The sequence below is a fragment of the Terribacillus halophilus genome (assembly GCF_900101385.1).
Taxonomy (GTDB): domain Bacteria; phylum Bacillota; class Bacilli; order Bacillales; family Amphibacillaceae; genus Terribacillus; species Terribacillus halophilus.
Genome location: NZ_FMZB01000001.1, coordinates 571,508 through 597,505, shown reverse-complemented (window position 1 = coordinate 597,505; position 25,998 = coordinate 571,508). Strand labels below are relative to the sequence as shown.

At 44.6% G+C, this 25,998-nt stretch carries 30 protein-coding genes; 9 read left to right on the top strand and 21 right to left on the bottom strand.

What is annotated here, in order from left to right; translation table 11 throughout:
• Positions 1–9 precede the first annotated feature (9 nt).
• The 5 genes from BLQ53_RS02820 to BLQ53_RS02800 all read left to right on the top strand — a co-directional run bounded on the left by BLQ53_RS02820 (position 10) and on the right by BLQ53_RS02800 (position 3,528).
• On the top strand, positions 10–1,080 hold the full coding sequence (locus BLQ53_RS02820; RefSeq protein WP_244499218.1) for a YhgE/Pip domain-containing protein: 1,071 nt from the start codon (positions 10–12) through the stop codon (positions 1,078–1,080).
• A gap of 242 nt (positions 1,081–1,322) precedes the next feature.
• The gene (locus BLQ53_RS02815; RefSeq protein ID WP_093725742.1) at positions 1,323–2,051 is read left to right on the top strand and encodes a metal ABC transporter ATP-binding protein; all 729 of its coding nucleotides are present in this window, start codon (positions 1,323–1,325) and stop codon (positions 2,049–2,051) included.
• On the top strand, positions 2,048–2,914 hold the full coding sequence (locus BLQ53_RS02810) for a metal ABC transporter permease (RefSeq protein ID WP_093725741.1): 867 nt from the start codon (positions 2,048–2,050) through the stop codon (positions 2,912–2,914). The genes BLQ53_RS02815 and BLQ53_RS02810 overlap by 4 nt, the downstream gene beginning before the upstream one ends.
• Positions 2,915–2,917: 3 nt before the next feature.
• Complete coding sequence (locus tag BLQ53_RS02805) at positions 2,918–3,334, top strand: Fur family transcriptional regulator (protein WP_093725740.1); 417 nt, start codon at positions 2,918–2,920, stop codon at positions 3,332–3,334.
• Between the two features lie 14 nt (positions 3,335–3,348).
• Positions 3,349–3,528: a 2-hydroxymuconate tautomerase gene (locus BLQ53_RS02800; RefSeq protein WP_093725739.1), complete on the top strand. Its 180-nt coding sequence runs from the start codon at positions 3,349–3,351 to the stop codon at positions 3,526–3,528.
• 135 nt (positions 3,529–3,663) lie between these two features.
• Here BLQ53_RS02800 and BLQ53_RS02795 read toward each other — a convergent pair whose 3' ends face one another.
• The gene (locus BLQ53_RS02795) at positions 3,664–4,458 is read right to left on the bottom strand and encodes a VLRF1 family aeRF1-type release factor (protein ID WP_244499217.1); all 795 of its coding nucleotides are present in this window, start codon (positions 4,456–4,458) and stop codon (positions 3,664–3,666) included.
• A gap of 148 nt (positions 4,459–4,606) precedes the next feature.
• On the opposite strand from BLQ53_RS02795, the gene BLQ53_RS02790 reads away from it, so the two are divergent.
• Positions 4,607–5,041 (top strand): GtrA family protein, encoded by a 435-nt coding sequence (locus BLQ53_RS02790; protein ID WP_093725738.1) that lies wholly within the window; start codon positions 4,607–4,609, stop codon positions 5,039–5,041.
• A 27-nt stretch (positions 5,042–5,068) separates the two neighbouring features.
• Here the strand turns inward: BLQ53_RS02790 and BLQ53_RS02785 are convergent, their stop codons facing one another.
• Positions 5,069–6,514 carry a SulP family inorganic anion transporter gene (locus BLQ53_RS02785; RefSeq protein WP_093725737.1) on the bottom strand — a complete coding sequence of 482 codons (1,446 nt, stop codon included), beginning with the start codon at positions 6,512–6,514 and terminating at the stop codon, positions 5,069–5,071.
• Between the two features lie 130 nt (positions 6,515–6,644).
• Here BLQ53_RS02785 and BLQ53_RS02780 point away from each other — a divergent pair, with 130 nt between their 5' ends.
• Positions 6,645–7,088 (top strand): DUF2512 family protein, encoded by a 444-nt coding sequence (locus BLQ53_RS02780; protein WP_170829556.1) that lies wholly within the window; start codon positions 6,645–6,647, stop codon positions 7,086–7,088.
• A gap of 48 nt (positions 7,089–7,136) precedes the next feature.
• Here the strand turns inward: BLQ53_RS02780 and BLQ53_RS02775 are convergent, their stop codons facing one another.
• The 8 genes from BLQ53_RS02775 to BLQ53_RS02740 all read right to left on the bottom strand — a co-directional run bounded on the left by BLQ53_RS02775 (position 7,137) and on the right by BLQ53_RS02740 (position 15,535).
• Entirely contained in the window at positions 7,137–8,123 is a 987-nt protein-coding gene (locus tag BLQ53_RS02775) for a ketoacyl-ACP synthase III (protein ID WP_093725735.1), read from the bottom strand.
• 71 nt (positions 8,124–8,194) lie between these two features.
• On the bottom strand, positions 8,195–9,334 hold the full coding sequence (locus BLQ53_RS02770) for an acyl-CoA dehydrogenase family protein (RefSeq protein ID WP_244499216.1): 1,140 nt from the start codon (positions 9,332–9,334) through the stop codon (positions 8,195–8,197).
• Positions 9,335–9,420: 86 nt separating this feature from the next.
• Positions 9,421–9,741 (bottom strand): cytochrome aa3 quinol oxidase subunit IV, encoded by a 321-nt coding sequence (gene qoxD / locus BLQ53_RS02765; RefSeq protein WP_093725734.1) that lies wholly within the window; start codon positions 9,739–9,741, stop codon positions 9,421–9,423.
• A 1-nt stretch (position 9,742) separates the two neighbouring features.
• A complete protein-coding gene (gene qoxC / locus BLQ53_RS02760; RefSeq protein ID WP_093725733.1) occupies positions 9,743–10,354 on the bottom strand; it encodes a cytochrome aa3 quinol oxidase subunit III in 612 nt (203 codons plus the stop codon).
• A gap of 15 nt (positions 10,355–10,369) precedes the next feature.
• Entirely contained in the window at positions 10,370–12,319 is a 1,950-nt protein-coding gene (gene qoxB, locus BLQ53_RS02755) for a cytochrome aa3 quinol oxidase subunit I (RefSeq protein ID WP_093725732.1), read from the bottom strand.
• Between the two features lie 20 nt (positions 12,320–12,339).
• Complete coding sequence (gene qoxA, locus BLQ53_RS02750) at positions 12,340–13,365, bottom strand: cytochrome aa3 quinol oxidase subunit II (protein WP_093725860.1); 1,026 nt, start codon at positions 13,363–13,365, stop codon at positions 12,340–12,342.
• 362 nt (positions 13,366–13,727) lie between these two features.
• On the bottom strand, positions 13,728–14,288 hold the full coding sequence (locus BLQ53_RS02745) for a GNAT family N-acetyltransferase (RefSeq protein ID WP_093725731.1): 561 nt from the start codon (positions 14,286–14,288) through the stop codon (positions 13,728–13,730).
• Positions 14,289–14,350: 62 nt separating this feature from the next.
• Positions 14,351–15,535, bottom strand: a complete 1,185-nt coding sequence (locus BLQ53_RS02740; RefSeq protein ID WP_093725730.1) for an MFS transporter — start codon at positions 15,533–15,535, stop codon at positions 14,351–14,353.
• 206 nt (positions 15,536–15,741) lie between these two features.
• Here BLQ53_RS02740 and BLQ53_RS02735 point away from each other — a divergent pair, with 206 nt between their 5' ends.
• The gene (locus BLQ53_RS02735; RefSeq protein WP_093725729.1) at positions 15,742–17,337 is read left to right on the top strand and encodes a solute:sodium symporter family transporter; all 1,596 of its coding nucleotides are present in this window, start codon (positions 15,742–15,744) and stop codon (positions 17,335–17,337) included.
• A gap of 30 nt (positions 17,338–17,367) precedes the next feature.
• Here the strand turns inward: BLQ53_RS02735 and BLQ53_RS02730 are convergent, their stop codons facing one another.
• The 5 genes from BLQ53_RS02730 to BLQ53_RS02710 all read right to left on the bottom strand — a co-directional run bounded on the left by BLQ53_RS02730 (position 17,368) and on the right by BLQ53_RS02710 (position 22,495).
• Positions 17,368–18,435 (bottom strand): methyl-accepting chemotaxis protein, encoded by a 1,068-nt coding sequence (locus tag BLQ53_RS02730; protein WP_170829555.1) that lies wholly within the window; start codon positions 18,433–18,435, stop codon positions 17,368–17,370.
• A 377-nt stretch (positions 18,436–18,812) separates the two neighbouring features.
• Complete coding sequence (locus BLQ53_RS02725) at positions 18,813–19,754, bottom strand: siderophore ABC transporter substrate-binding protein (protein WP_093725727.1); 942 nt, start codon at positions 19,752–19,754, stop codon at positions 18,813–18,815.
• A gap of 95 nt (positions 19,755–19,849) precedes the next feature.
• Positions 19,850–20,605: an iron ABC transporter ATP-binding protein gene (locus tag BLQ53_RS02720; protein WP_093725726.1), complete on the bottom strand. Its 756-nt coding sequence runs from the start codon at positions 20,603–20,605 to the stop codon at positions 19,850–19,852.
• On the bottom strand, positions 20,602–21,552 hold the full coding sequence (locus tag BLQ53_RS02715; protein ID WP_093725725.1) for an iron chelate uptake ABC transporter family permease subunit: 951 nt from the start codon (positions 21,550–21,552) through the stop codon (positions 20,602–20,604). Before BLQ53_RS02715 ends, BLQ53_RS02720 begins: the two co-directional genes overlap by 4 nt.
• The gene (locus tag BLQ53_RS02710) at positions 21,545–22,495 is read right to left on the bottom strand and encodes an ABC transporter permease (protein ID WP_093725724.1); all 951 of its coding nucleotides are present in this window, start codon (positions 22,493–22,495) and stop codon (positions 21,545–21,547) included. The genes BLQ53_RS02715 and BLQ53_RS02710 overlap by 8 nt, the downstream gene beginning before the upstream one ends.
• Before the next feature lie 355 nt (positions 22,496–22,850).
• Here BLQ53_RS02710 and tlp point away from each other — a divergent pair, with 355 nt between their 5' ends.
• Complete coding sequence (tlp, locus tag BLQ53_RS02705) at positions 22,851–23,090, top strand: small acid-soluble spore protein Tlp (RefSeq protein WP_093725723.1); 240 nt, start codon at positions 22,851–22,853, stop codon at positions 23,088–23,090.
• 34 nt (positions 23,091–23,124) lie between these two features.
• On the opposite strand, the gene BLQ53_RS02700 is transcribed toward tlp, so the two are convergent.
• From BLQ53_RS02700 to BLQ53_RS02680, 6 genes are all read right to left on the bottom strand, one after another.
• Positions 23,125–23,739, bottom strand: a complete 615-nt coding sequence (locus tag BLQ53_RS02700; RefSeq protein WP_244499215.1) for a spore coat protein — start codon at positions 23,737–23,739, stop codon at positions 23,125–23,127.
• Positions 23,740–23,806: 67 nt separating this feature from the next.
• Positions 23,807–23,938, bottom strand: a complete 132-nt coding sequence (locus BLQ53_RS02695; protein WP_093725858.1) for a YfhD family protein — start codon at positions 23,936–23,938, stop codon at positions 23,807–23,809.
• Between the two features lie 49 nt (positions 23,939–23,987).
• On the bottom strand, positions 23,988–24,209 hold the full coding sequence (locus BLQ53_RS02690; RefSeq protein WP_093725721.1) for an alpha/beta-type small acid-soluble spore protein: 222 nt from the start codon (positions 24,207–24,209) through the stop codon (positions 23,988–23,990).
• Positions 24,206–24,376, bottom strand: coding sequence for a hypothetical protein (locus BLQ53_RS18830; RefSeq protein ID WP_170829554.1), 171 nt, complete (start codon positions 24,374–24,376; stop codon positions 24,206–24,208). Before BLQ53_RS18830 ends, BLQ53_RS02690 begins: the two co-directional genes overlap by 4 nt.
• 95 nt (positions 24,377–24,471) lie before the next feature.
• Positions 24,472–25,320, bottom strand: a complete 849-nt coding sequence (locus BLQ53_RS02685) for an undecaprenyl-diphosphate phosphatase (RefSeq protein ID WP_093725719.1) — start codon at positions 25,318–25,320, stop codon at positions 24,472–24,474.
• A gap of 16 nt (positions 25,321–25,336) precedes the next feature.
• Positions 25,337–25,951 carry a DedA family protein gene (locus BLQ53_RS02680; RefSeq protein ID WP_093725717.1) on the bottom strand — a complete coding sequence of 205 codons (615 nt, stop codon included), beginning with the start codon at positions 25,949–25,951 and terminating at the stop codon, positions 25,337–25,339.
• Between the last annotated feature and the right edge of the window lie 47 nt (positions 25,952–25,998).

Here is a 25,998-nt window from a genome sequence, read left to right as displayed (position 1 = left end):
TTTTTTATTTTGCGTTTACAACCATTACGGGAGATGTTCAAAATCCCTAATACGAAAGTCGGCATCGCTTTTGCCATCATTGTCCCCTTACTTTTTTCCATCATTTGGTTGACGGGCTATCATGATGCAACCGATCATCTGGATCGACTGCAAGCTGCCGTGGTCAATGAAGATGGTACACAAGCTGATGCATTGGCCGATCAAATGATCGACGGCTTGCCATTCGATGCAAAGCTCGCTTCCTATGCTGATGCGAAAGAACAGCTTGATCAAAACAACATTGCCATGCTGATCGTCATTCCAGAGGCGTTCACTGAAAACTTGGCCAAACAGAGCGATACTTCCCTGAAGTTTTACATGAATAGTTCCAATTCACAAGTCGCCCTGTCGGCAGCTGAAAGTGCAGCCAGACAAATGACAGCTTCCATCGCAGGATCCAATGTACAAGCAGAAATCGTCAAAGAAAATCCTATCGGTAATTTTGCCACTTCCATGGTTCCGATGATCCTCGGCTTCATCGTATTCATCGCTTTCATGACGATGAATATCCAAATGAACATCGTCACGCAAATCGTGAATCGCAAGTTCGGCAAATGGCAAGTATTTTGGAACAAGCAGCTTCTATTACTGATCATCGGGCTTGTCGTAACGACCATCACTGTCACGATTCACTATTTCGCAAATGACACTGCTGCTTCTTATATGCAGCTATGGGGCTACGAGCTGCTCGTCGTCTTTGCCTGCATCAGCTTCACCCAAATGAGCTTTGCTATTTTCGGTAATGCCGGCGCCTTATTCAATGTAGCAATGATTCCGTTCCAGCTGATGGCAGCAGGGAATATCATTCCGGCAGATTTATTGTCTCCAGTGTTCCGTGTGATAGGTGCAGCATTGCCAGCTTCCAACGGGGTACAAGGCTTCAGTCAGCTCATCTACGCAGGACATAGTGTTTCCTCGACAATCCTCCATCTTGGATTGATACTGGTCATCACCTTCCTGCTTTCCTGTCTTGCATTGATGTGGAAGAAACAGCAGCCAATTCAATATGTTAAAAAAGACGACACAGCAGCAGCTGTGTGAGAAAAGACCTCCGCTCACCAAGGCGGAGGTCTTTTTCCATCTATTACATCCTCTTTGCTTATTTCGCGGATCCATTCCCTAAACTCTACTTGCACCTTTTGATTAAAAGCTGAAGTTTGTCTCCCTCCTAAATTAAAAGTGAAATTCTTTTTTTAATCGAAACGATTATGATTTACAAATCGAAATGATTACGATAGAATAGTTCCTTGTGAAAGAGTACGTGATTAGAAAGGTGATAGAAAATGACATCTATCCTTCAAATAGATAATATTAATTTTTCTTATGAACAAAAAGCAGCCTTGCGCGAAGTATCCTTGCAAGTGAAAAAAGGTGACTTCCTCGGATTGATTGGCCCCAATGGTGGAGGCAAAACAACTTTGATCAAGCTTGCCCTCGGATTGCTTCAGCCGAATAAAGGCTCCATCCAGCTTTTCGGACAGTCTGTTTCTTCCTTCAAAGAATGGAATAAGGTCAGCTTTGTTTCGCAAAAAGCGAATGCCTTCAACAAAGGGTTCCCGGCCACTGTATTTGAAGTGGTTGCGATGGGTCTTACTCCAAAGATCGGTTATTTCCGCAGATTCTCGGCCAAGCACCGAGCTGCGGTGAAGAAGGCAGTGGCACAAGTGGATATGAGTGACTATTTGCATGAAAATATCAGCAGCCTGTCCGGCGGTCAGCAACAGCGTGTGTTCATCGCCAGGGCGCTCGTCAGCCAACCGGAATTGATCATCCTCGATGAACCGACGGTCGGGATCGATCATGCCAATGTAAAAGGTTTTTATGAATTACTGCAGCGCTTGAATAGTGAAAACGGACTGACACTTGTGATGATCACCCATGACTTGGCAGGAATTGCCCATTATGCGTCCAAGCTGGTTTATTTGGATCAGCAAGTCCAGTACGAAGGCAGCCCCGAACAATTCAGCCTACCTGAATCCGATTTACACATATTGCGAGGTATCCATGCATGATTGCCGATTTTCTTCAATTCGAATTTTTACGTAATACACTATATACTGGTCTGCTGATCGGCTTGATAGCCCCATTATTGGGCTGCTTCATCGTCGTCCGCAGGCTATCCTTGATCGCGGACGCTTTATCGCATGTGACGCTGGCCGGGATTGCTTTCGGCCTATTAATGGAGAAGAAACTAATGACACCAGTGATATCACCATTTTATGCCGGACTTGGTTTTTCTGTCATCGCTTCCTTGTTAATCGAAAAGCTTCGCAGCATGTTCCGCAATTTCCAGGAAATCGCTATTCCGATCATCCTATCCGGCGGAGTAGGATTGAGTGTCATTTTCATTTCATTGGCGAATGGATTCACGACCGATTTATTTTCCTATTTATTCGGCTCGGTATCTGCTGTCAGCAGTGAAGATTTGCGGGTCATCGTCATCATTTCCATCATTGTTTTGCTTGTGATCGGGGTTCTTTACAAGCAGTTGCTCGTGCTCTCTTTTGATGAGGAACATGCGCGTGTCAGCGGCTTACATGCAAAACTGATCCACTTCATTTTCATGCTGCTGACTGCCCTTGTCATTGCAGCGAGCATCCGTATTGTCGGCGTACTGCTCGTAAGCGCCTTGATGACCATCCCGGTCGCTGCAGCCATCAGGCTGGCAAAGGGATTCAAACAGGCAATGATACTTGCAATTCTCTTCGGCGAGACTTCCGTTATTGTCGGTTTATTCTCAGGTTATTATTTTGAAATACCGCCAGGGGGAACCATCGTTGTTGTATCCATCCTTATTCTTCTGTTGAGTTTCATCGTTCAAAAGCTGCTGCTTGCGAACAAACGAAAAACTGCATTCGAGAAAGGAGTTTCATGATATATGCGAGTGGAAGAGGGCATTGCTGTCCTGAAAGAAAATGGTCATAAATATACCGATAAACGCGCAGATATTTTATCCTATTTCATCCATGCAAAAGGGTATCGAAGTGCAAAAGCGCTGCTTGCGTTCATGGAAACCAGCTATAAGGGCATCAGCTTGGATACGATTTACCGTAATCTTCGTCTTTTTGAACAGCTGGAGCTGCTGGAATCCCGTGAGAAAAACGGTGAGAAGCTGTTCAAGATCGCTTGTAAAAGCGGCTCGCATCACCATCATTTCATTTGTGAAAGCTGTGGGCTGACCAAGCCTCTTCAGAAATGTCCGCTGCCGGTTTACACAGATGAATTGACGGATTATCATATAAATACACACGCATTCGAGCTTTATGGACTTTGCCCGACGTGTCACAATCGTTAAGGAGTCGATGTAATATGCCAATCATCACTGTTAAAATGCTGGAAGGCCGTACGGATGAACAAAAGGAACAAATGATCAAGAAAATGACCGATGTAATGGTCGAGACGACAGGTGCACGCGCAGAAGCAGTTTCCATCGTTATCGAAGAAATGAACAAAGCAAATTATGGTGTGGCGGGGAAACGTCTATCCTAATGTAAAAGCAGCATGCTCAGGCTGAGCATGCTGCTTTTTGCTTTTAATTGCTGGTAGAGCTTATCTATCAGAAGTGATAGATTGGATTCCAAGGTCTCAACTCCGCCGTTAAACTTTCCCCTTCCCATGTTTTTGTCACAGAATCACTTCCTCCAGCACTTTTTTCTCCTCTTGATCGAAAAGGTTTTTACTATCGGTTTGCTGGACTTGCTTCTGCATATAGCTTTCAATCAATTTCGCTTCTTCTTTATTCCCTACAAGGTGTATGCTTTTCCATTCCTTATCCTTTGCGAGTTTATCAAGATTGGGTGCCAATGACTTGTACCAGCGTTTTTGATTGGCTTCCAGACGGTTCTCGATCGTGTCCTTTTTCGACCCTTTTCCGCCTTTTCCTTTAATGGATAAGGCTCGCTGGGGACTAGCCTGTACCTTCCATTTCTCTGTATCCAAATCCATCTCAAATAGTTTTGTATCATTGATCTTACCTAGTACGGCATCGATTACTTTGACTTGGTTTTTCTGGACCAGGATCACCCCAGATTCCGGGAATCGTTCGTACAGCAACTGGAATTGTTCGAGCTTCGGCTCATTCTCCCAGTGAAATTCCGTTGTTACGGGCATTTGCAGGCATTCGGCAAACCAAATATCTGCTGCTGATGCAAACACGACGCAGCTTTTTTTCATGCTTTGACCGTTATCCTCCAAAAAAGCTTTCACCCTGTCCTTCACTTTCAAGAATTGCTCCAATTCTTCCGGATCATTTTTGAGATATGTCTCGAAATTCTTCAAACCATTTTTTACGTGAATCCTCCATTCCCCACCCGTCTGGTCACGATCGGCGGGGTCGGTGTTCACATACATGCTAAGTACTTTCTGAGGATGGCGCTTGGCTTTTTGTGCAAGTTTCTCCATGTCTTTTGCGTAACACAAACTGCAATCACTCCTCTTCCAGATTTGCTTGATAAAACTAGCATATAGCACTACATACCACATTCAAACTACTTGAAACGTTAAAAAAGAAGTAAAGGAGGGTATGATGTTAAGATACTGACACGTCACCCGAAGGCTGTGAAAAATCATGTTAAAACGAACCAGGACACAAATCCTGCAATTCACCTCAATTGGTGTACTGAATGCAGCAGTCGATTTGGCTGTGCTGAATATATTACTACTCATCTGGCCGACTAAAGATCATCTTTTGCTGTTATTATTTAATACAATCAGCTATTTGCTATGTATCTGGAACAGTTATTATTGGAATACAAGATATACTTTCCGCAGTCAAAAGAAATCAAATATAACCGAAAAAGGTTTATTCTTCGCCCAAGCATTGATTGCGTTGGTGATCAGTAATCTCGTATTCATTGCCGGTGTTGCGACCCTTGAAGCGATGACGTTCATCTCATTGCCGTTATATGTACAAAACAATATAGCAAAAGGAGCTGCGATGTTCCTTTCCTCCGCCAGCAGCTTCTTGTTCATGAAATACATTGTGTTCAAAAGAAAAAAATAGCGTATACCCTTCGGTACACGCTATTTTTTATGCTTGCGTATAAGCAGCACGTCGATCGACCAATGCCTGGCTTGCATGATCCAAATTTTGAATATCGGCTTGGATGCCGTATTCCCGATATTTCAGCACAAGTTTATCCAATGCCCCGACAGCTGAATCATCCCATAGCCTTGCTTCTTGAAAATCCAGGACGATTTGCTTGGTTGTTTCTTGTTTAGGATGGAAGCTTGCCAGAAAATCAGTCACGGAAACAAAGAACAATTGACCTTTGATTTTATATATCTTTGTCTCCCCCTGCTTTATCTCTTTGACATCCACCTTGGAGATTTTAGCAGCAAAGAATACAGCACTCATCAACACTCCGATGATGACGCCAATCGACAGATTATCTGTCCACACCACTGCAATCACTGTCACAATCATGACCGCAGCATCCGTCAGCGGCATCCGATGCAGGTTCCGTACCGATGACCAGTCAAATGTCCCGATGCTGACCATGAACATGACTGCAACGAGTGCCCCCATCGGGATCTGCACCAAAACATCCTGGAATACGAGAATCAGCAGCATGAGAAAAGCACCTGCAATAAAGGTCGATAAGCGGGTACGCCCTCCTGCTTTTACATTGATGACGGATTGTCCGATCATGGCACAGCCGGCCATTCCGCCGAAGAATCCAGCAGTAATATTGGCAATTCCCTGACCTCGTGCTTCTCGGTTTTTATTGCTGCTTGTATCCGTATATTCATCCAGCAGCTGCGCTGTCAGGAATGTCTCCATCAAACCAACGATCGCCAGACCGATCGCATAGGGAAAGATGATCTGTAATGTTTCCAAATTGAATGGGACATCCGGGATAAAAAAGGAAGGCAAAGCTTGTTTCAGTTCTCCCATATCACCGACTGTTTTTGTCGAACTATGGGTAACAATAGCGATGATAGTCATGACAACAATGGCTACAAGCGGTGACGGAATAGCCTTCACAAATCTCGGCAGTATATAGATAATCAGAAGGGCACCTGCTGCAAAAGCATAAATTTGCCAGGATTCACCTTTGAAATGCACAAGCTGAGCTATAAAGATCAAAATTGCCAAGCTGTTAACGAATCCAGTCATAACCGGCCGCGGAATGAAAATCATCAGTCTAGCCACTTTGAAAACGCCGAATATAATTTGAATGATACCTGTCAAAATGGTCGTAGCAAAAAGATACTGCAGTCCATGATCAGCCACAAGACTTCCCATCACAAGTGCCATCGCACCAGTGGCTGCAGATATCATCGCAGGTCTTCCGCCTGCAAATGAAATGACGACGGCAATACAGAAGGATGCATACAATCCGACCATCGGATCGACACCGGCAATGATCGAAAATGCTATCGCTTCTGGAATGAGTGCCAGTGCGACTAAAATACCTGATAAAACATCTTTCGGTACATTGGAGAACCATGCGTCTTTTATATTTGTAATCATTTACGGCATAAACTCCTATCTCTTAACTTACAGCAGGTTATTATACCATATTTTTTAGACTTGATGCAGCTGCGTATACAAGCAGCGAAAACTGGACATATTGTATAAAAAAAGCAGCAGGTGAACAATGATGAAACATGTCAAAGCCTTAGTTCTAAAAGGCATCTTTGCCTTTGCCATCCTTTATCTCTTCGCAGGTTTAATCTATCAATTATCCTTTACCAAAGTTGTGCAGCTGACAGTTGTCCTAACTGTCATCGGCTACTTGATCGACATGGCAATGCTGCCAGGTAAAACAAATAAAAAAACAGGATGGCTTGATTGTATATTCTTCACCATTGTCAGCTGGATGCTCATATTCTTAGCGGCAGATGAGGGTCTACATCCATTGATAGGGGCAATTCCTGCAAGCCTGACCCTAGCTTGGCTGGACGGGACATTCTTCCATGCTTACGTGCGGAAATACGTGATAAGGAATGGGAAAGACCAGTATTATAATGTCATCTTCCTGGATCAGTTTCGTGCGAAAATTGCTGGCAATCTGCCAGTTCGCGGACCGCATAAGGATTCTTGAAGCAATGAACAGAAGAAAACCCGTGGAGTGAATTCCACGGGCTCTTTTTTATGCTTTTGGATCCCATTTGATGATGATTCCGCATTCGGTCAAACCGCCGCCGAATCCGTATAATAGCATGGTATCGCCATCTTTGACCTTGTTTTCTTGTAATCCGAAATCAAAAGCCAAAGGTATGGTAGCGGAAGATGTATTACCAGCTGTAGCCATACTGGTAAGTGTCTTTTCCACTGGATAATCCAGACGATCACAGATAGACTCGATCATCCGCATATTGGCACTATGCGGGATGAACCAATCGATATCATCCATAGTCATATTAGCTTCTTCCACTAGTTTCTTGACACCTTTTGGTACACCAGAAACGGCCCATTTATATACTTCACGTCCGTTCTGAACCAATTTACCAGGGTTCGTGAGCTCTTCACCGCCCATTTTCGTGGACAAGCCAGTTTGGTAAAGATGGCGGCCGCCTTCTCCTTTTGTTCCCATATGGAAGCCGAAGAAACCAGGATTTTCAGCGTCGTACTCTATCAATGCGGCACCAGCACCGTCACCGAATAGGATACAGCTAGTACGATCGGTATAATCAGTGATTTTGGACAATGTCTCGCCGCCCAAAACGAGCACTTTTTTATGCAAACCGGAAGTGACCAATCCGTTGGCCATATGCAGCCCGTAAACAAAGCCTGCACATGCACCACCAAGATCAATCGCGCCTGTGTTTTTCAATCCAAGTCTTGCTTGCAGCTGACTGGATACACTAGGGAATTTATACTCACCTGTCACTGTAGCTACAAGAATCAAATCCACATCATCTAGTGATTTGTTGAAATTCTTCGCAAGGTTTCTTGCAGCATTTTCACATAGATCTGTTACATACTCATCATCTGCAGCGATTCTTCTCTCTTTGATACCAGTTCGCTGGACAATCCATTCATCAGAAGTATCGACCATTTTTTCAAAATCTGCATTGGTCAGTACCTTTTCTGGGATATATGTTCCAATTGCTGTTATGCGTGCTTTGGATTCCATATTATCTGCCTCCTTCACATCTGCTTCCATTATACCATCTAGTTTTAATACCTGGTACTAAAAAGAGTAAATTATTTTTCCTTTTTCTCTGCATCGGAAGCCAGGAGCTCTAAAACGGCATCATCCATCGGCGGGTTGTGCAATCCAGCACGTACATCCCGATAATGCTGCTCAAAGTCTTGGGACTTGGCAAGTCCTCTGCCGCCGGCAATCCGCATCGCCAGGTCCACTACCTTGGCTGCAGCTTTCGTTGCATTCACTTTCACCGCTGCCAGCTCTGGCCCCATGTATGGTTGCTTCTCAGGATAGCTATCCCACAAGCTGGCAACATGATACATGAAATGTCTGGCCTGCATTAATTCCAAATCCATTTCACCTATTTTCTCCCGGATATGCGGCACACTGATAATTGGTTTATCCAATGTATTCGGCTGAAAGGTTTTCGCAAACTTGACAGCTTCATCCCGTGCGCTTTTGGCGATGCCCAAATAACAGGCAGGAATATGCAGTAAAGATCCTTTTGGTCCGGACTTCTTCTTAGTTCTTTCCACATAATGATGTAACGGTACCTTAACCTGTTCCAAAATCAAATCATCGCTTCCGGTTGCACGCATTCCCATTGGATTCCATGTTTTTTCGACACGGACGCCATTTATTTCCCTGGAAATCAAAAAGCTTCCGACAGCATCTTCCTCTTCTACAAAAGCCGTGATAAGAAAATAATCCAAGTCAGCAGCCATCGAAGTGAACGTCTTACGACCAGTGATTATATAATGATCACCCTTCCGCTCAGCGCGAGTGTCGGGAATACCTCCGCGGGTTGGGCTGCCTGTTTTCGGTTCTGAGGCTGCACGATTGACTATCTTACGCTCCTGGACGACTTCCTTCAAGAATCCCTCGAACACCCCATCTGGCCAATCGGCGTTTTCGCTTAAATCCTGCATTGTGCTAAGATGCCAGCCTATCGATAAGGCAGCAGCCCCATCTCCGGCTGCGACCGTTTCCTGTGCCAAAAGGAAATCATGAAGATTAGCTCCATCTCCACCAAGCGCCTTTGGAACGGTCAGCAATGTATAAGCTGTCGTGCGGAATGCATCCACCACTTGCGGAGCAAGCTGTGCCTGCTCATCCCCAATCCGTTTATATTTTCTTGCCACTTCTGCCACTTGATTGGCCTTTTTAAGTATATGTTCATCATGTGCCATTATCATGTACCGTACCTCCTCATTTTCCATCTCTATTCTAGAGAAAATCAGAAAGGAATACAAAAAAACCCGCTCAAGGAGCGGGTTTTATCTTACATACTCATACCCATATGCATGTGACCGGAAGTCATCAGCCAGTAAGTACCGACAATGATGACGATAGCGATGAAGAAACCGAAAAGTGTATTCCCGGAAATCAATCCACCGTCTTCTCCTTCTGTCATGTGCATGAACATAACAAGCTGCAATGCTGCTTGGATGACGGCAAAAATCAAGATGATGATGAATATCGTTGATGATGACCAGTCAGTCCATAGCGCTGTTGCGAAGGCGACGAGTGTCAACGCGATCGAAATCAAAAAGCCGATGATATGCTTCCAAGGGAAATGTCCTTTTTTCGTTTGTTGACTCATATTAACTCACCATCCCCATCAAGTAGACGCATGTGAAGATAAAGATCCAAACAACGTCTAGGAAGTGCCAATAAAGACTTGAGATAAATACTTTAGATGCTGTTTTTGGCGTAAGTCCTCTTCTTGCAAGTTGAATCAATAGAAGAATGATCCAGCCGATACCGATCGAAACGTGCAGACCGTGTGTACCAAGCAAGATGAAGAAGATGGACCAATGAGCACTTGTGCTCAGTGTAACACCTTCGTGTACGTAATGTACGAATTCATACAGCTCATAACCGATGAATCCTGCACCAAGGATGAGTGTGATGATCATCCAGATAATAACGCCTTTTACATTGTTCGCACGCATTTCGTGAATAGCGATACCGCAAGTGAAACTACTTGTCAAAAGCAGCATTGTCATAATCATGACAAGACCAGCTTCGAACATTTCAGTTGAGGTCGGGCCGTCACCTACACGTGACTGCAACGCGAAATAGGATGCGAATAATGTCGAGAATAAAGCGATCTCTGCACCAAGGAAGGTCCAGAAACCGGTGATGTTCAATCGACCGACTTCTGATTGATATTCCAATGGAGCGTTGGGGTTCACATTGTGATCATGTGCCATATCTTCACAACCTCCTTATTTATTCGCTTTCGCTTCTGTTTCTTTTATTTCTTCCACACTGATGTAATAGCCGTCATTGTAATCGAATGAACGAACGATCATTGTGATGAAGATACCGATTGCACCTACGATACCCATCCAATACCAGTGGAACACAAGGCCGAATCCTGCAAAGCCCATCAAGACGGACATGATTGCCGGTACAGCGGAGTTGCTTGGCATGTGAATCGGTTTGTAATCAACATTCTTCTGCTGATCAAGGCCTTTTTCTTTCATATCCCAATAAGGATCAAGACCTGTCACTTCCGGAAGAACTGCAAAGTTGTAATGCGGCGGGATAGAAGAGCTTGTTGCCCATTCCAGGTTACGTCCAAGACCCCATGCATCGCCGGTTTTTTCTCTTGGTGCATATCTCCAGCTGTAGTAGATGTTATACACGAAGATGATGAATGCAAGACCCATCAGGAAGGCACCGACTGTGGAAATGAAGTTCAAACCAGTCCAGCCATCTTCCGGTAAATAAGTGGAAATACGTCTTGGCATACCGTCCAACCCTAGGAAGTACTGCGGGAAGAAACATACGTTGAAGCCAATGATGAAAATCCAGAATACCCATTTACCGATTTTTTCGTTCATTTTATGTCCGAACATTTTCGGGTACCAATAAATCAAACCTGCGAAACAAGCAAATACAGTACCAGAGATCAACACATAGTGGAAGTGAGATACTAGGAAGTACGTATTGTGATACTGATAGTCAGCTGCTGCCATCGCAAGCATAACCCCTGTCACCCCACCGATAACGAAGTTCGGGATGAAGGCAAGGGACCAAAGCATCGGCGTCGTAAAGGTGATACGCCCTCGATACATCGTAAATAGCCAGTTGAATATCTTAACCCCGGTAGGGATTGAAATTGCCATTGTTGTAATAGAGAAGAAACTGTTCGCTTCTGCACTATTACCCATTGTGAAGAAGTGGTGAACCCATACTAGGAAGCTCAACACAGAAATCGTCACGATGGATACAACCATCGCTTTGTAGGCGAATAGCTGTTTTCTGGCAAATGTCGAGATGATCTCCGAGAAGATCCCGAACGCAGGAAGTATAACGATATATACTTCAGGGTGACCCCATACCCAGAACAAGTTGACCCAAAGCATCGGGTTACCATCACCATGCAAGGTGAAGAGTACGGAACCGAATAGACGGTCGAAAGTCTGCATTGCCAAGGCTACTGTAAGTACTGGGAATGCAAAGATGATGATCAGCATTGTGATCAGCGTTGTCCATGTGAACATGGACATTTTCATCAATGTCATACCTTTCGTACGCATCTTCAAGATGGTTACGAAGAAGTTGATACCTGTCATCAATGTACCGATACCAGCAATCTGGATACCTAGCAAGTAGTAGTTCTGACCAGGGCCGGGACTGAAATCATTCGTCGCAAGCGGCGTATATCCTGTCCATCCGGCATCCGGTGAACCACCGATGATGAAGGAAATATTGAATAGAGCCATACCGACAAAGAATGTCCAGAAGCTCAAGTTATTCAAGAACGGGAAGGCAACGTCACGCGCACCGATTTGCAACGGTACGATGTAGTTGATCAAACCGATCAGGAATGGCATCGCCATGAAGATGATCATGATGACACCGTGTGTCGAGAATACTTCGTTATAATGCTGCGGATCAAGGAACTCCATGTTTGGTGTTGCAAGCTGTGTACGCATCATCAAACCGTCGACCCCACCGCGGAATAGCATCAAGAGGGCACTAAGGATGTACATAATACCCAATTTTTTATGGTCGACAGAAGTCAGCCATTCTTTCCATAGCCACGTCCACTTTTTAAAATAAGTAAGGGCAGCAACTGCAGCGATCGATCCAAGCAAAATACTTATTTGTGCACCCAGGATCAACGGATCGCCAGTGATGATAAACTCATTCCATTTTAAGTCCAAAATTCTTCCCCCTCTCTCTGTTACTCGTGACTCGCATGCGCATGTTCATTATTGTCCATGTCTTCATCCGAGTAGTCTACAGTATTGTCTTGCTGATAGTATGGAATCTCGTCTTCCGGCAAGATATTTTGGGATTTGTCTTTCGCATGCGGATTCTTCGGCTCATAGCCTAATCGATCCCATGCTTCCAATGTGTATTCCGCATTTTTAGAATGGTCGATCCATTGCAAGTGCGTACCATTGAATTCAGCTGTTCCGTCGTCATAAACACCAGGAATCAGAAGGTTGTCATACTCGTATTGTGTCAGTTCTGGAGCGGAGTTCTGTACCTCTTCCACCCACTGTTGGTAATCCGCTTCTTCCTCAGCGTAGACTTTGAAGCGCTGTTCATTGAAGCCTTCACCTGTGAAGTTTGCATTTCGGCCATCGTAGACGCCAGCTTCATCAGCTTGCAGATAAAGCGTTGTCTGCATGCCTGCCATGTTGTATTTCTGACCACCAAGGCTTGGAATCCATAGAGCAGCCATGGAATCGGCAGATGTCAGTTTGAATTCCACCGGACGGTGAATCGGGATGTGCAGATAGTTCACTGTTTCAATATCTTCATCCGGATAGGTGAATACCCACTTCCAGTTGATGGATGTTGCATGGATCACTAGCGGATCTTCACTCGCAGCTTCAGCCGATTTCGGCTCCGGCGCTTTCTCTAGTGAATAAATGGTTCTTACAGTTGGAACAGCCAAGATAACGACGATGATGATCGGGATGATCGTCCAGATCGTCTCAAGCAGCATGCTGCCATGTAATTCAGGGCTGTACTTATCGTGATCCTTTCTTTCTCTGTACTTGACAAGGATGATTGTCAACAGTACGAATACAACCGCAACGATTGTAAGCATGAAGATGATCGATAGAATAATAAGGTCACTTTGCTGACTTGCCACTGGTCCTTTCGGATCGAGCACTTCCGGTGTAGAACAGCCGGCGAGCATTAGCGGCAGGGCAAGGAACAACAGAAGACTTAAGGGTTTCAATTTTTTAAGCATGCGCCTGCTTCCCTTCCTTTCTTTACCTGAGTTCACGAATGTGCCATTTTCCCTCTGCATAAGAAAACGACCCTTCGCTTTTAATAGGGTTTTGATAAGTATTTCACAATGAGCCTTCCGCAATACCATAAGAGCAGCAGAAAATTCAGATGGAAACACACAATCACACTGCCTGACAGGCAGTGTCTGACAACAATCCAGAAACTAGTGTAATACAAAGCAGCCAAAAAGACCAGACTTGCCTAGTAAGTAAACAGTTCAATTTTCATTCTAACACCAGCAAAAAGAGAGAATAAGAACAAGTATTGAACAAAATTTGAACGTTTTATGTAATTTGGCTTCAACGACTGGATAACCAACCGTTATTTGGTTTTGCTGTAATACACCGTGTTGCGCACTGTCTTTCCATCCGCGTGCAGACTGTCGCAATAATGTATCCCTTCCAGCTGGTAGCCGAGCCGTTCAGGAACGGCTCGGCTTGCACTGTTTTCCACATCGCACAGTATCTGGACCCGACGGACACCAAGCTCAGTGAAGGCATACTCCGTCTGCGCCTCGACCGCTTCGGTCATAAACCCCTGACCCGTATGGCGCGTATCCATCCAGTAGCCTATTTCAACTTTCGGGATATCCCAATCGATTGCGTGAAAGCCGCTGGAAGCAATGAAACTTCCCGTATCCTTACGAAAGATGAGCATGCGCAAGTTCGTCCGATTGATCCAATTTGCAACCGACTCCCTGATATTTTCTTCCGTATCCTCCGACGTCGGCAATTTCTGGGCAAACGGCAACCAGCGCTTCAACTCCGGCAAGGACGCTTTGATCGCTTCATTCACAACTTTTCCATCATCGACTTGCGGCTGCCTGATGATAAGACGTTCTGTTTCGATAGTAGTCTTGAAGTCTCTTACGATTGGATTCATAACCTGCTTCCCCCCAGAAATTTCTTCTAGTATGCAGGAAGCTATCACTGCTTGCAATATATTCAGGCCACTTCGGCTGCTTTTTTTTCCTCCCGGTAGGAAACAGCAGATAATAGTATACCAATTATAGAAATTCCCGCTCCTATAACGGAAAGCCATGTGTAACCTAGATTTGCATCGAGCACGATTCCGCCTATATAAGCACCGCTGGCATTTGCCAGATTGAAAGCTGAAACACTTGCGGCTGCTGCAATTGTCGGTCCTTCTTTTGCTGCCATGACGATTTTTGACTGCAATAATGGCGTCGTCCCGAATGCACCTGCTCCGAATAGACCGATAACCAAAACAGCCGTGATAGCATAAGGTGTCGCCAGCGGAAACAGTAAAAGAATGACTGTCAATATGGCAAACACGTATATAAGCGTCTTGGTCACATTCCCTCCTGCCAGTTTAGGTGTGGAAAAATTACCGATAACGCTGCCCATTCCGAAAAAGAATAGACTGATCATGATGCCGATGCCTCCAAAACCGGTAATCGATCGCAGCAATGGTTCGATATAGGTATAGGCTGTAAATACGCCTGAGTAGCCAAAGATGATGATCGCAATCGTCAACAATACTTGTTTATGCTTAAATACGCTAAGCTCCTGTTTGATAAGCGGTGTTTCCGCAGGCTTCGTATTCGGTGCGCAAATAAGCAGACCAATCATCCCGATCACCCCAAGGAATGCAATCAGCCAGAATACAAGACGCCACTCGATAAGCGAACCAAGATAGGCTCCGAATGGCACACCAATCATGATGGCAATCGTGAGCCCGCCATTGACGGCTGCAATCGCCTGGACCCGTTTTCGCGGCTCCACCAGTTCACTCGCCATGACAAATGCCAACGCAAAAAATGGGCCATGAATAAAAGCGGAAGTAACCCTTGATACGAGCAATACCGTAAAATTCGGTGCAGTCGCACTAATAATATTACTGATGATGAATATCAGCATGAATAAAAGCAGCATCGGTTTGCGGGGCAGCTTGACGGAAAATGTAGTCATAAGCGGCCCAAATACCGCCACGCCAAGCGCATACATGCTTACCACAAGACCGGCAGCTGCAATCGTCACCCCAAGGTCCTGCGCAATATGCGTCAATACTCCCGTCACTACATATTCCGTCGTCCCTATGGAAAAAGCACAGATCATCAACACGGCAATCACTGTCGAAGGCTTGAACTGTCTGCTTGCTAAAGACATCTTAACTCCTCCTTTTTTTGACATGACATTGGCTAAAGATACAACAGATACGTGCACGATACAAACCAAAACTCATTCATTTAACAAAAAAATCATAGGAAGCGGATTCAACTATTTTGATATGTTTTGGATTTTAAAGCCCAGGGTATTCCATGAGAAGGATTACAGCGCTCAGCTGTTGTGAAAGTACTTAAGGAGGAACAGATATGCTTTATGCGTTCATCATTCTATCATTTGTCATTGTTACGATTGGAATTGCCTATTATTCCTGGCGAAAGACGAAGGGAATCGACCTTGCTACCTCGGACGGCTATTTCCTTGGAGGCCGCAGTCTGACAGGTATAGCCATCGGCAGCTCCATGCTTTTGACAAACCTATCAACGGAACAGCTAGTTGGACAGAATGGTCAGACGTTCGGCGGCAACTTTACTGCAATGGCATGGGAAGTCACATCCCCGCTCGCTTTATTCGTCCTTGCATTTCTATTTCTGCCTCGTTATTTGAAAACAGGAATCACAACCATTCCTGATTTCCTTGAACAGCGATTCGATATGCGGACGCGTCAGTTTGTTTCTGTTTTGTTCATTCTTGGCTATATGACTTCATTCTTGCCAACTGTCCTTTATTCCGGGGCATTAGTACTGGATTCTATTTTCAACATAACTGGCGGCTTACATATCAGTACTTTTTGGGCCGTTGCATTGATTGCTGGTGTAATCGGGTTAGTCAGTCTTGGATACGTTGTATTTGGAGGATTACGTGCAATTTCAGCTGCTGACACCTTATATGGCATCGCCTTGATTATCAGCGGAATATGTATTCTACTGCTTGGACTTTGGGCTTTGGGAGACAGCAGCATCACTGGCGGTATCGATAAACTAATCAACAATCATCCTGAAAAACTGAATGCAATCGATAGCAGCAATGATGCCAATGTTCCTTGGCCGACAATCTTTACCGGATTGCTAGTAAACAACTTGTTCTACTGGGCAGCCAACCAAGCAATCGTCCAGAAATCACTAGGTGCTAAAAATCTGGCCGAGGGACAAAAAGGTGTCCTGCTGACAGGATTCTTCAAGTTGTTCGGCATTCTTTATCTGCTATTGCCTGGTACGATAGCATTCCATCTTTACGGGGACTCATTGAAAACTGCGGATGATGCCTATCCGACTTTGATCATCGATTTGCTGCCGACCGCCATAACCGGTATTTTTGCAGCCATCCTGTTCGGTGCCATCCTCAGCTCGTTCAATGGTGCATTAAGCAGTACGATGACATTGTTCACGTTGGACTTGTACAAGCCTATTTTCCGTAAGAATGCAACAGACTCCGAGCTTGTGAAAGCAGGTCGTCTATTCGCAATTACAGTAGGTGTCATTTCCATTATCATTGCTCCATTCATCATCTTCTTCCCTAGCGGATTATACAATTATCTGCAGGAGATGTTCGGATTCATCAACGTACCGATCGTGGCTGCCATTTTCATAGGATTCTTTACTAAACGGGTACCAGCTTTTGCGGTCAAGATCGCTATTGTTACCCACTTAATCTTATATGGGCTGTCCAAACTGCTATTCGGAGAAGTACATTTCCTTTATGTATTGGCAATCCTCTTCCCGTTCAGCTTGCTGCTTATGATTGCACTCGGCAAATGGAAGCCGCGGAAAGAGCCCTACGTACTAAGAGATGCAGAGGTTGTCGATATGACGCCTTGGAAATACGCGAAGCCGTTTGCCATCTTCATTACTATTTGCATCATCGGCTTGTATATTCTCTTCTCCCCTTGGGGAATTGCAGCCTAAGTGAAAAAGCGACCATTTCTGGTCGCTTTTTCATTGATTGTTGAATTTTTGCTGAATATCCTGCGTAATGGCAGTAACCTCCTGCATACTTGCTGCATTCTGTTCCGCCACAGAAACAATGTTATTGATACTATCTGTTACACCGCGTGTATTATCGAGCACGTCATACATTGCTGCAGCAATCGCTTCGATTTGACTGCTTGTGATACCAATCTCTTCTTGCAGTTGTTCAAACGTACTTTGGGTAGTAATGATTTTATCTGATCCTGCAACCACGGCCTCCTTGCCTGCACCGAGAGCGTCGACTGCATCCTTCGATTCTGTCTGGATGCTTTGAAACACACCTGTTATATCTGTCACAGCAACGCGGACCTGGTCGGAAAGTTTGCGCACTTCATCAGCAACTACAGCAAATCCTCGCCCTTGATCGCCTGCCCGTGCAGCTTCGATGGCAGCATTCAGCGCCAATAAATTCGTCTGCTCGGCAATATCCTTGATTGCCTTCAGCAAGGAACTGATTTGCTCTGTCTTGCCATTCAAACCTCTTACTTTTTCATAGGAGAATGTAATCTTACTGGTTATTGTCTCCATATGATTTACGGAATCTTCCATATGAGAAGCGCCTTCTTTTGTCAACGCATCCATTTCGGCTGCAATCTGTTTCGCTTCTTCTCCTTTCAATGCAACCATCATGACATTTTCCGCGAACTTTTGCATCGTCGCAGCCAGTTCCGCTGATGACTGGGATTGATTCTCCGATCCAACCGTCACTTCTTCCAATGCTATAACAATTTGCCTCAGCGCTTCACCTGTCTGTTCCAGTTCAGTGTTCCCCTCTTCTATCACTGGTTCAACATCAGGCTCGATTGTTGCTGCCGGTTCTTGAAGAATAGGCTCCTCCATAATCTGTTCGGCCGTCTCCTCCAGTTTTTCCTGTTTATATACAAAAATAAAGGCCAAGCTTCCCCCTGCCAAGACGAGACCAATGATAACATTGATCCACCATTCCATAAAGAAAACCCTTTCATTTTGCAGGATAAGTAAACATGCATAAAGGTATCCCACACTCAGCATCGTGACTATATGTCGCTTCTTCATCATTGTTTCCCCCTTCCCCTCTCTTCTTTTCTATCGGCTAATCTGTTGCAATCATGAACCTTTTTCTACATTTTTCGCCTTTCGATGTCTTTTCAAAAAAACAATGCTGGTACTGTAGGCTGACCAAAGGAGCCAGCTTCAATATATGGGGATTTACGGAAGAAGGAAGCTTGTCGGAAATCAAGTGAGGGCATAACTCGTGATGCAATATAATCCAAGAGATGCGATGGGGCAAGAATGGCCATGCACATTTTCATTCAATGCATTAGGCGTTTGTTCTGGAACGGTCTGCAAGTGAACGATGCATCCGTATCAAAAAATACGGATTGGCAGAAAAAAGCGCAAATGCATGTGCATTTGCGCTTTTTGGTTCTTACTTATTTCAATGCATCGGAGACTTCTTTTACTTTCTCCAATTCAGACTCCAGTCCGCCGCCAGATAGGTACCAGTAATCTGGGCTTAGATACGTGATGTGGTTTTCCTTGGCTGCATTCGTGCCATTTACCAATTCATTATCCAATACTTTTTCCGCCGAAGATGTACCGTTGCCTACAACAGCTCCGCGGTCAACTACGAACAAGTAATCAGGATTCTTTTCAGAAATGTATTCAAAGCCAATGGATTGACCGTGTGTGGAAGCTTCGATTGTTTCATCGACTGCAGGCACACCATAGACATCATGGATCACACCGAAACGTGAAGCTTTGCCATATGCACTTACACTGCCGTCATTCACAAGTGTGATCAATGCTTTTTGGTCCATGCCTTCTGCTTTCGTTTTCAGTTCGGCAATTGCATCATCAATTTTACTTAATGCTTCTTCAGCTTCTGTTTCTTTACCTACGATTTTGGCAATCGTTTCGGTATTCTTTTTGAAAGAATTCATATAATCCGTCGTGTCAACGCCAACATAAATAGTTGGTGCAAGCTCACTAAGCTGGTCATAATAATCGCTTTGTCGGCCGGAAATGAAGATGACATCCGGCTGCATTTCAGCGATTTTCTCCAAATCAGGCTCTTTCAGGCCGCCAACATTTTCATAATCCCCACTGCTGTATTTGGAAAGATAATCAGGAAGATTTTCTTGTGGGACACCCGCAACATCAACACCAAGCTTATCCAATGTATCCAATGCTCCCATATCGAAAGTAACGATCTTCTCTGGATTCTTGCTGACTTCCGTTTCACCCAGTTCATGTTTGATGGTGAGCTTTTCTTCCTTTTTATCTGCACCACTTGCGCTATCGGAATTGCTTCCGCATGCTGCAAGCAGAAGTATGAATAATAGACCTGTCATCAACAAAGTTAGTTTTTTCATTTTATCCCTCTCCTTTTTCTATCTGATGGATGAATTGCTGGCCAAGAAAGGCATTATACTTCATAACGGCACCACCCCTTTAACCTGTAAGCTGATTAAAAGTAGACACAAATCCGATTACAACTGATATTATGGACGTCGATGTCCAGATCATATATAGATTTGAGAACATCGGATTGGATGATATCTTCTGTTGGGCCTTCTGCAACAATTTGACCGTCCTTCATCGCCACGATCCGGTCTGAATATACGGAAGCGAAATTGATGTCATGGATGACGAGCAAGATCGTCTTCCCAAAATCCTCTACCAGCTTACGGAGCAGCTTCATCATTTGAACGGCATGCTTCATATCGAGGTTATTCAGCGGTTCATCAAGCAGGATATATTCTGTATCCTGCGCCAGTACCATGGCGATGAATGCTCGCTGCTTTTGTCCCCCGCTCAATTCGTTCAAGTATTTATCTTCCAATTCCTCTAGATTCACATAGGCAATGGCTTCACTAACCTTCTGCTCATCTTCGGCAGTGAGACGTCCGCTCGAATACGGGAATCGGCCGAAGCTGACTAACTCGCGCACTGTCAGTCTCATCTGGACAACATTGGACTGACGCAGTATGGCTATCGTCTTCGCCAAATCCTTACTTTTTTGTTTATGGACATCCTTGCCATCTAGATATACAATCCCATCATCTTGTTTCAGCAGTCGGCTTACCATGGAAAGCAAAGTACTTTTCCCGGCACCATTTGGACCGATGAAGGAAGTGATCGCACCACGCTTCACCTCGACGGAAACATCCTGAATGACTTTCTTGGATCCAAAAAACTTGGATAGCTTTTCTGCTACGATCATATCTTCTTACTCTCCTTTACCAATAAATAGATGAAGTAAATACCGCCAACGAAATTGATGATGACACTGATCGGCGTAGAGAAAGAGAAAATTCTCTCGACTATCAGCTGCCCGCCAAGCAGTGCGATGACACTGAGCAAGCTGGCTGCGATCAGCAAATATGTATGACGGAACGTTTGCAAGAACTCTCGCGCCAGATTGGCCGTCAATAGTCCCAAGAACGTGATGGGTCCAACCAATGCAGTCGATACGGCAACCAATACGGCAATCACCAGGAACATCCGTTTGACGATTTTTTCGTAAGGGACTCCAAGGTTGACTGCATGATCACGTCCGATTGACATGACATCGAAATAGTGACGGTATCGGAAAATGTAAATGCATAAGGCAATGATGATCACTGCCGAGACGAGCAGGAGATCCGTATTTACATCTGTGAAGCTCGCGAACATACTATCCTGGATCAGGAGAAATTCATTCGGGTCGATAATCATTTGCATGAAAGACGAAAGACTGCTGAAAAATGTCCCAAGTACCAACCCGACAAGCAACAGCAGGAATAATTTATTTTCTCCTCTGCGGAACAGCAGCTGATACAATCCAAAAGCGAAGCCGACCATTAGCAAGATGGTAACAAAGAAATAGGCATCACTTTGGAGGATGACGAATGTTCCTGAACCGAATAGGAAAACGACAATGGTCTGAATGAACATATACACACTATCGAGACCCATGATGCTCGGAGTCAAAATCCGATTTTGTGTAATCGTCTGGAATACAACAGTCGATACACCAATTGATACCGCACATAAGAACATGGCTAATATTTTTTCCAGACGAGTACGCAGCAAGTACTCCATCGCTTGCAAGTTCATATGGATGAACAAGTACAAACCCGCCAACCCAAGGGCAATCAAGATGAGCAAAATAATTTTTCTTTTAAGCATAGGCCTTCCTCCTCAGCAGCATATAAAGGAAGATACCTGTTCCGATGACACCTACCATCAGACCGACAGATATTTCATATGGGTAGATGATCAATCGCCCTGCTATATCACATACAAGCAGGAATGATGCACCGAGAACAGCTGTGTGCCAAATGCTGTTTTTCAAATTATCACCGCGATATATGCTGACAATGTTCGGGACAATCAAACCGAGAAACGGGATGACACCGACGGTCAGGATGACTACAGCGGTAATGATTGCAACAATGATCAAGCCAACGTTCACAACATATTTATATGGAAGGCCGAGGTTCGTAGCGAAATCTTCTCCCATGCCAGCGACTGTGAACATGTTGGCAAATAAAAAGGCAATAATCAACAGCGGAACACTAATGTAAAGAAGTTCGTAGCGTCCTTCCATGATCAAGGAGAAGTCCCCCTGCAGCCATGAGGACATGTTTTGGACCAAGTCGAATTTCAGTGCGAAAAATGTCGCAATGGAACTGACTACATTTCCCAACATTATTCCGACCAGCGGGATAAATATCGTATCTTTCTGCTTCAATCTTTGGAGGATGCCCATGAAGAGCAAAGTGCCAAACAAAGCAAAAGCAGCAGCAATGCACATTTTCCATATCGGGCTAGCATCGGTAAAGACCAACAGAGAAACCAGAATCCCCAATCTTGCCCAATCCATCGTTCCTGCAGTTGTCGGTGATACGAATTTATTCTGGGTAAGCTGCTGCATGATCAGTCCGCATATGCCAAGACTTGTACCGGCCATGACGATACTCAGCATCCGGGGCAGCCGGCTAATTAGCACGATATTCCAAGCTTCCTCATCCAAGTTCCACAAAGCGGAAAAAGATACGTTTTCCACTCCGACAAACAAGGAACAAACAGCTAGTAGAACAGTAATGATAAGCAAGTAAATCAACTTCATAAGCGTCAAACCTTTTCAGCAGCATCGGTGATACTGATATTCATTATCAATTAGATTCTCATTAAGTATAGTAAATGGGAAAAGAGACGTCAATAGAACTTTAGAATCTCTTTAAAAATATTGACAGTTGTGTTACGACATGCTGATGCTTTTAACAAAAAAAGACATTAACAGCACTTCCTGACCAGGCGCTTCATTTAGGCGGCAAGCTATACTTCCTTTTTGGGATACAAGCAGCGAATCACCCATGATTTGGGTCCTTGCCTAGCCATTCCATCATAGGGAAAGGAGATATACATAACTTCCCTGCCTATAGTGGATACTACTTTATATCTGCTTGGAAAGGAGGTTTACCATGCCAAAACCAAATCCGGACAACCGTGCAGATAATGCCGAAAGGATTGAGGATACAATCCAGCATACACTGCAGCGTGTGCATCAGACAGAGGATTTCGTCAAAGCGAACAGTGAGCATTTGACAGATGAGGAAATCTCCTACTTAAACGAAAAGAACGACCGACGCGCAGCAAGTGTGGACAGCCTTCGTCATGAATTGAAAGAAGAAGCAAATTATCAACAGCAGAAAGATCAATAAAAAGGTCCGCCGTGATGGCGGACCTTCCTTCTATTTAATGCATTTGATTCATAGGAGCCGTATCATAACTTTGCATCATGGCAGCCATATCACTTGGCTGTAATTGGGCTACTTGGTAATAATGATGTTTGTTTTGATACAAGAAGATTTCATAGCTCATCTCGATCAAGTTCGGTACGGAATCCGCTACAATTCTTCTTAATACCGGGTTTGTCAATTCACAGGCACTTTGTGCACTCATGGAAGCAAGTCCCTTCACCTGTGAAAGCATATACGTGGAGACACACTCGTCTGTAACTTCATTGACGGATGTGATTGGCTTTTTCGGCTGCGCCGGCTTTATCCCATATACGACATCATTTCCTTGCTGCATGCTGTAGGAAGTAGTCGGCACTGTCGGATCCTGGCCAGTTTTGAAAGATTCAACCATTGTATTATACGTCTGCTTCAAGAAATCACCTTGGCGTTGTGCAATTGTCTTGAGCTCCGCATCTTGGATGAATTGTTCGAAAATTTTATATTGATCCATCGCACTGATCATCCCAGTAAGGATTTCATGCGTATCAAAGATTTCATGACCACCATGGTTCTGCTTGCCATGCAATGTTGTCGGCTGATTCGTTTGTGCTGTCTGCATTTGGTTTTCCAAAGTGATTACCCCCTATGAAATGTCGTGCTTAGTTAGTATGGCATATGCTACGGGCAGATATGACCGGTTATTTATGCCTTTTCTTGACACGGGCATCAGCAGCATCAGAACGGGCCTGTGCCTCCAAATCGTCAACATCTGCTTCTTCCTGGGAAAAAGCGATATCTTTTCCATCTTCATCCAAATCTGTATACTTCATATAATAATTTTCAAGTGACTTGTCCTTGTCATTCACGGGCTTGCCCTCCTTAACGGTGCTTCAAATTCTCTTCTGCCATCCGTATGAGTTCGCGGACCATGTTACCGCCGATACTGCCGCCTGTCTTTCCATTTTCCCGGCTTGTTCTATCTCCTAAGTCCCCAGCTTGTTCTGTTTTATATGGCTGGTTGGCCTCCTGGATGATTTGATGCTTCAGCCGATCAAGACCTTCCCGTGCTTGGGGAACCAAAATACGGTTGCGCCTAGTCATCGGTAATGCCCCAGCGTATGGGCATCACCTGTATCGCCTTCATAGTCGGCCTGCACATGTTTTTTGGTCGGATCCTGCTCGTCCCGCTTGGCTGTAAGTCCTTCCTCCACGCCTGGCTGATACGTATCATCAATCCAGATTCCGCCATCCACGCGATGTTTTTTCATGATGCTTCTCCTCCTTTCTGCATTAGTTTCTGTCTTAGGCGTCATAATATGAAAGGCACTTCTAGCCAAAAAAAGATCCCTGTACAAGACAGGGATCAGTTGATGATCAAGAAAATGACGATCACAATCGCCAAAGCAATGCGGTAGAAGGCGAAAGGAACGAGTTTGTATTTGGAAATGATTTTCAAGAACGTTCGGATGGCAATCAGTGCAAAGACAAATGCGCTGATGAATCCGACGATAAAGAACGGAATCACATCAGGTGTGAACGCATGCAGGTGATTCCGTAATGAGACAAGGCTCGCACCAGCCATGATCGGCACCGCCATGATAAACGTGAAGTCAGAGGCAACCCGGTGGTTCAATCCAAGGATGACACCGCCGGAAATCGTTGCTCCGGAACGGGAGAAACCAGGCCATAAGGAGATACACTGGAATAATCCGATCAGAAAAGCTTTCTTATACGTTAGATCATCCAATGAATCGATGGTTTCCTTCTTTTTTGATGATACCCGATCCGCAAAGATCATGAAGAAGGCTCCTACGACCAGTGCCACGATGACATACCATACGGAGAACAAATACTTATCGATCAAGTCATCGAACAAAAGTCCGAGGACACCAGCAGGCAGCAAGCCGACAATGACGGTGCCAAGATTGAATTTATTTTGTTTACCCGGCATCGCTTCTTCTTTTCCTTGCAGCTTGCGAATACCAAGTATCTGCATGAACTTGTCCCAAAATACAATGACAGAAGCCAAAATGGAACCAAGCTGAATGACGATGATGAACGTATTTGCCACTTCGTCGTTGAACAATTCGTGTATTTTCAGCCACATATCATCAACGATGATCAAGTGACCAGTGGATGAAACAGGGGCAAACTCTGTCAATCCTTCGACCAGCCCCATGATCAAGGCCGAAAAGAATTCAATAATACTCATGCCTCTACTCCTCTAATTACTTTTTCTTTTTATTCCTTCTGATGAACCAAATGACGAACAGGACGAAAATAATCGCCAGTACTACGATGACGACATCCTGGTAATACCCCAGATATGTTTCCACCGTCGTCCAGGACTCACCGAGCCACAAACCAAGCAATACTAATACTGTATTCCAAATGAGTGTCCCTAATGTCGTAAAGATAAGGAACAGCGGGAAGTTCATATTCGACATCCCGGCTGGTATGGAAATCAAACTCCGGATTACCGGTACGAATCGGCAAAGGAAGATTGTCCATACGCCGTACTTATCAAACCAAGCATCTGCTTTATGTATGTCTTCTTTTTTAATGCGTAATATATGTCCCCAGCGGTCCACGATTTTTTCCAGGCGCTCGACATCCAAAAGAAGCCCGATCCCGTACAGGATAATAGCTCCGATGACTGCACCAATCGTCGCTGCGATAATGACACCGACCGCCGTTACACTAGTCGAAGTGGTTGTCAAAAAGCCGCCGAACAGCAGGATGATTTCTGACGGGATCGGTGGGAATACGTTCTCGCCAGCCATCAGCAATACGATCGCGAAATAACCGAATTGTTCCATAAACTGCGTTATCCAATTATCCATTTCACAACTCCAAACGTAAATTATTTACCAAATCATTATAGCATCCT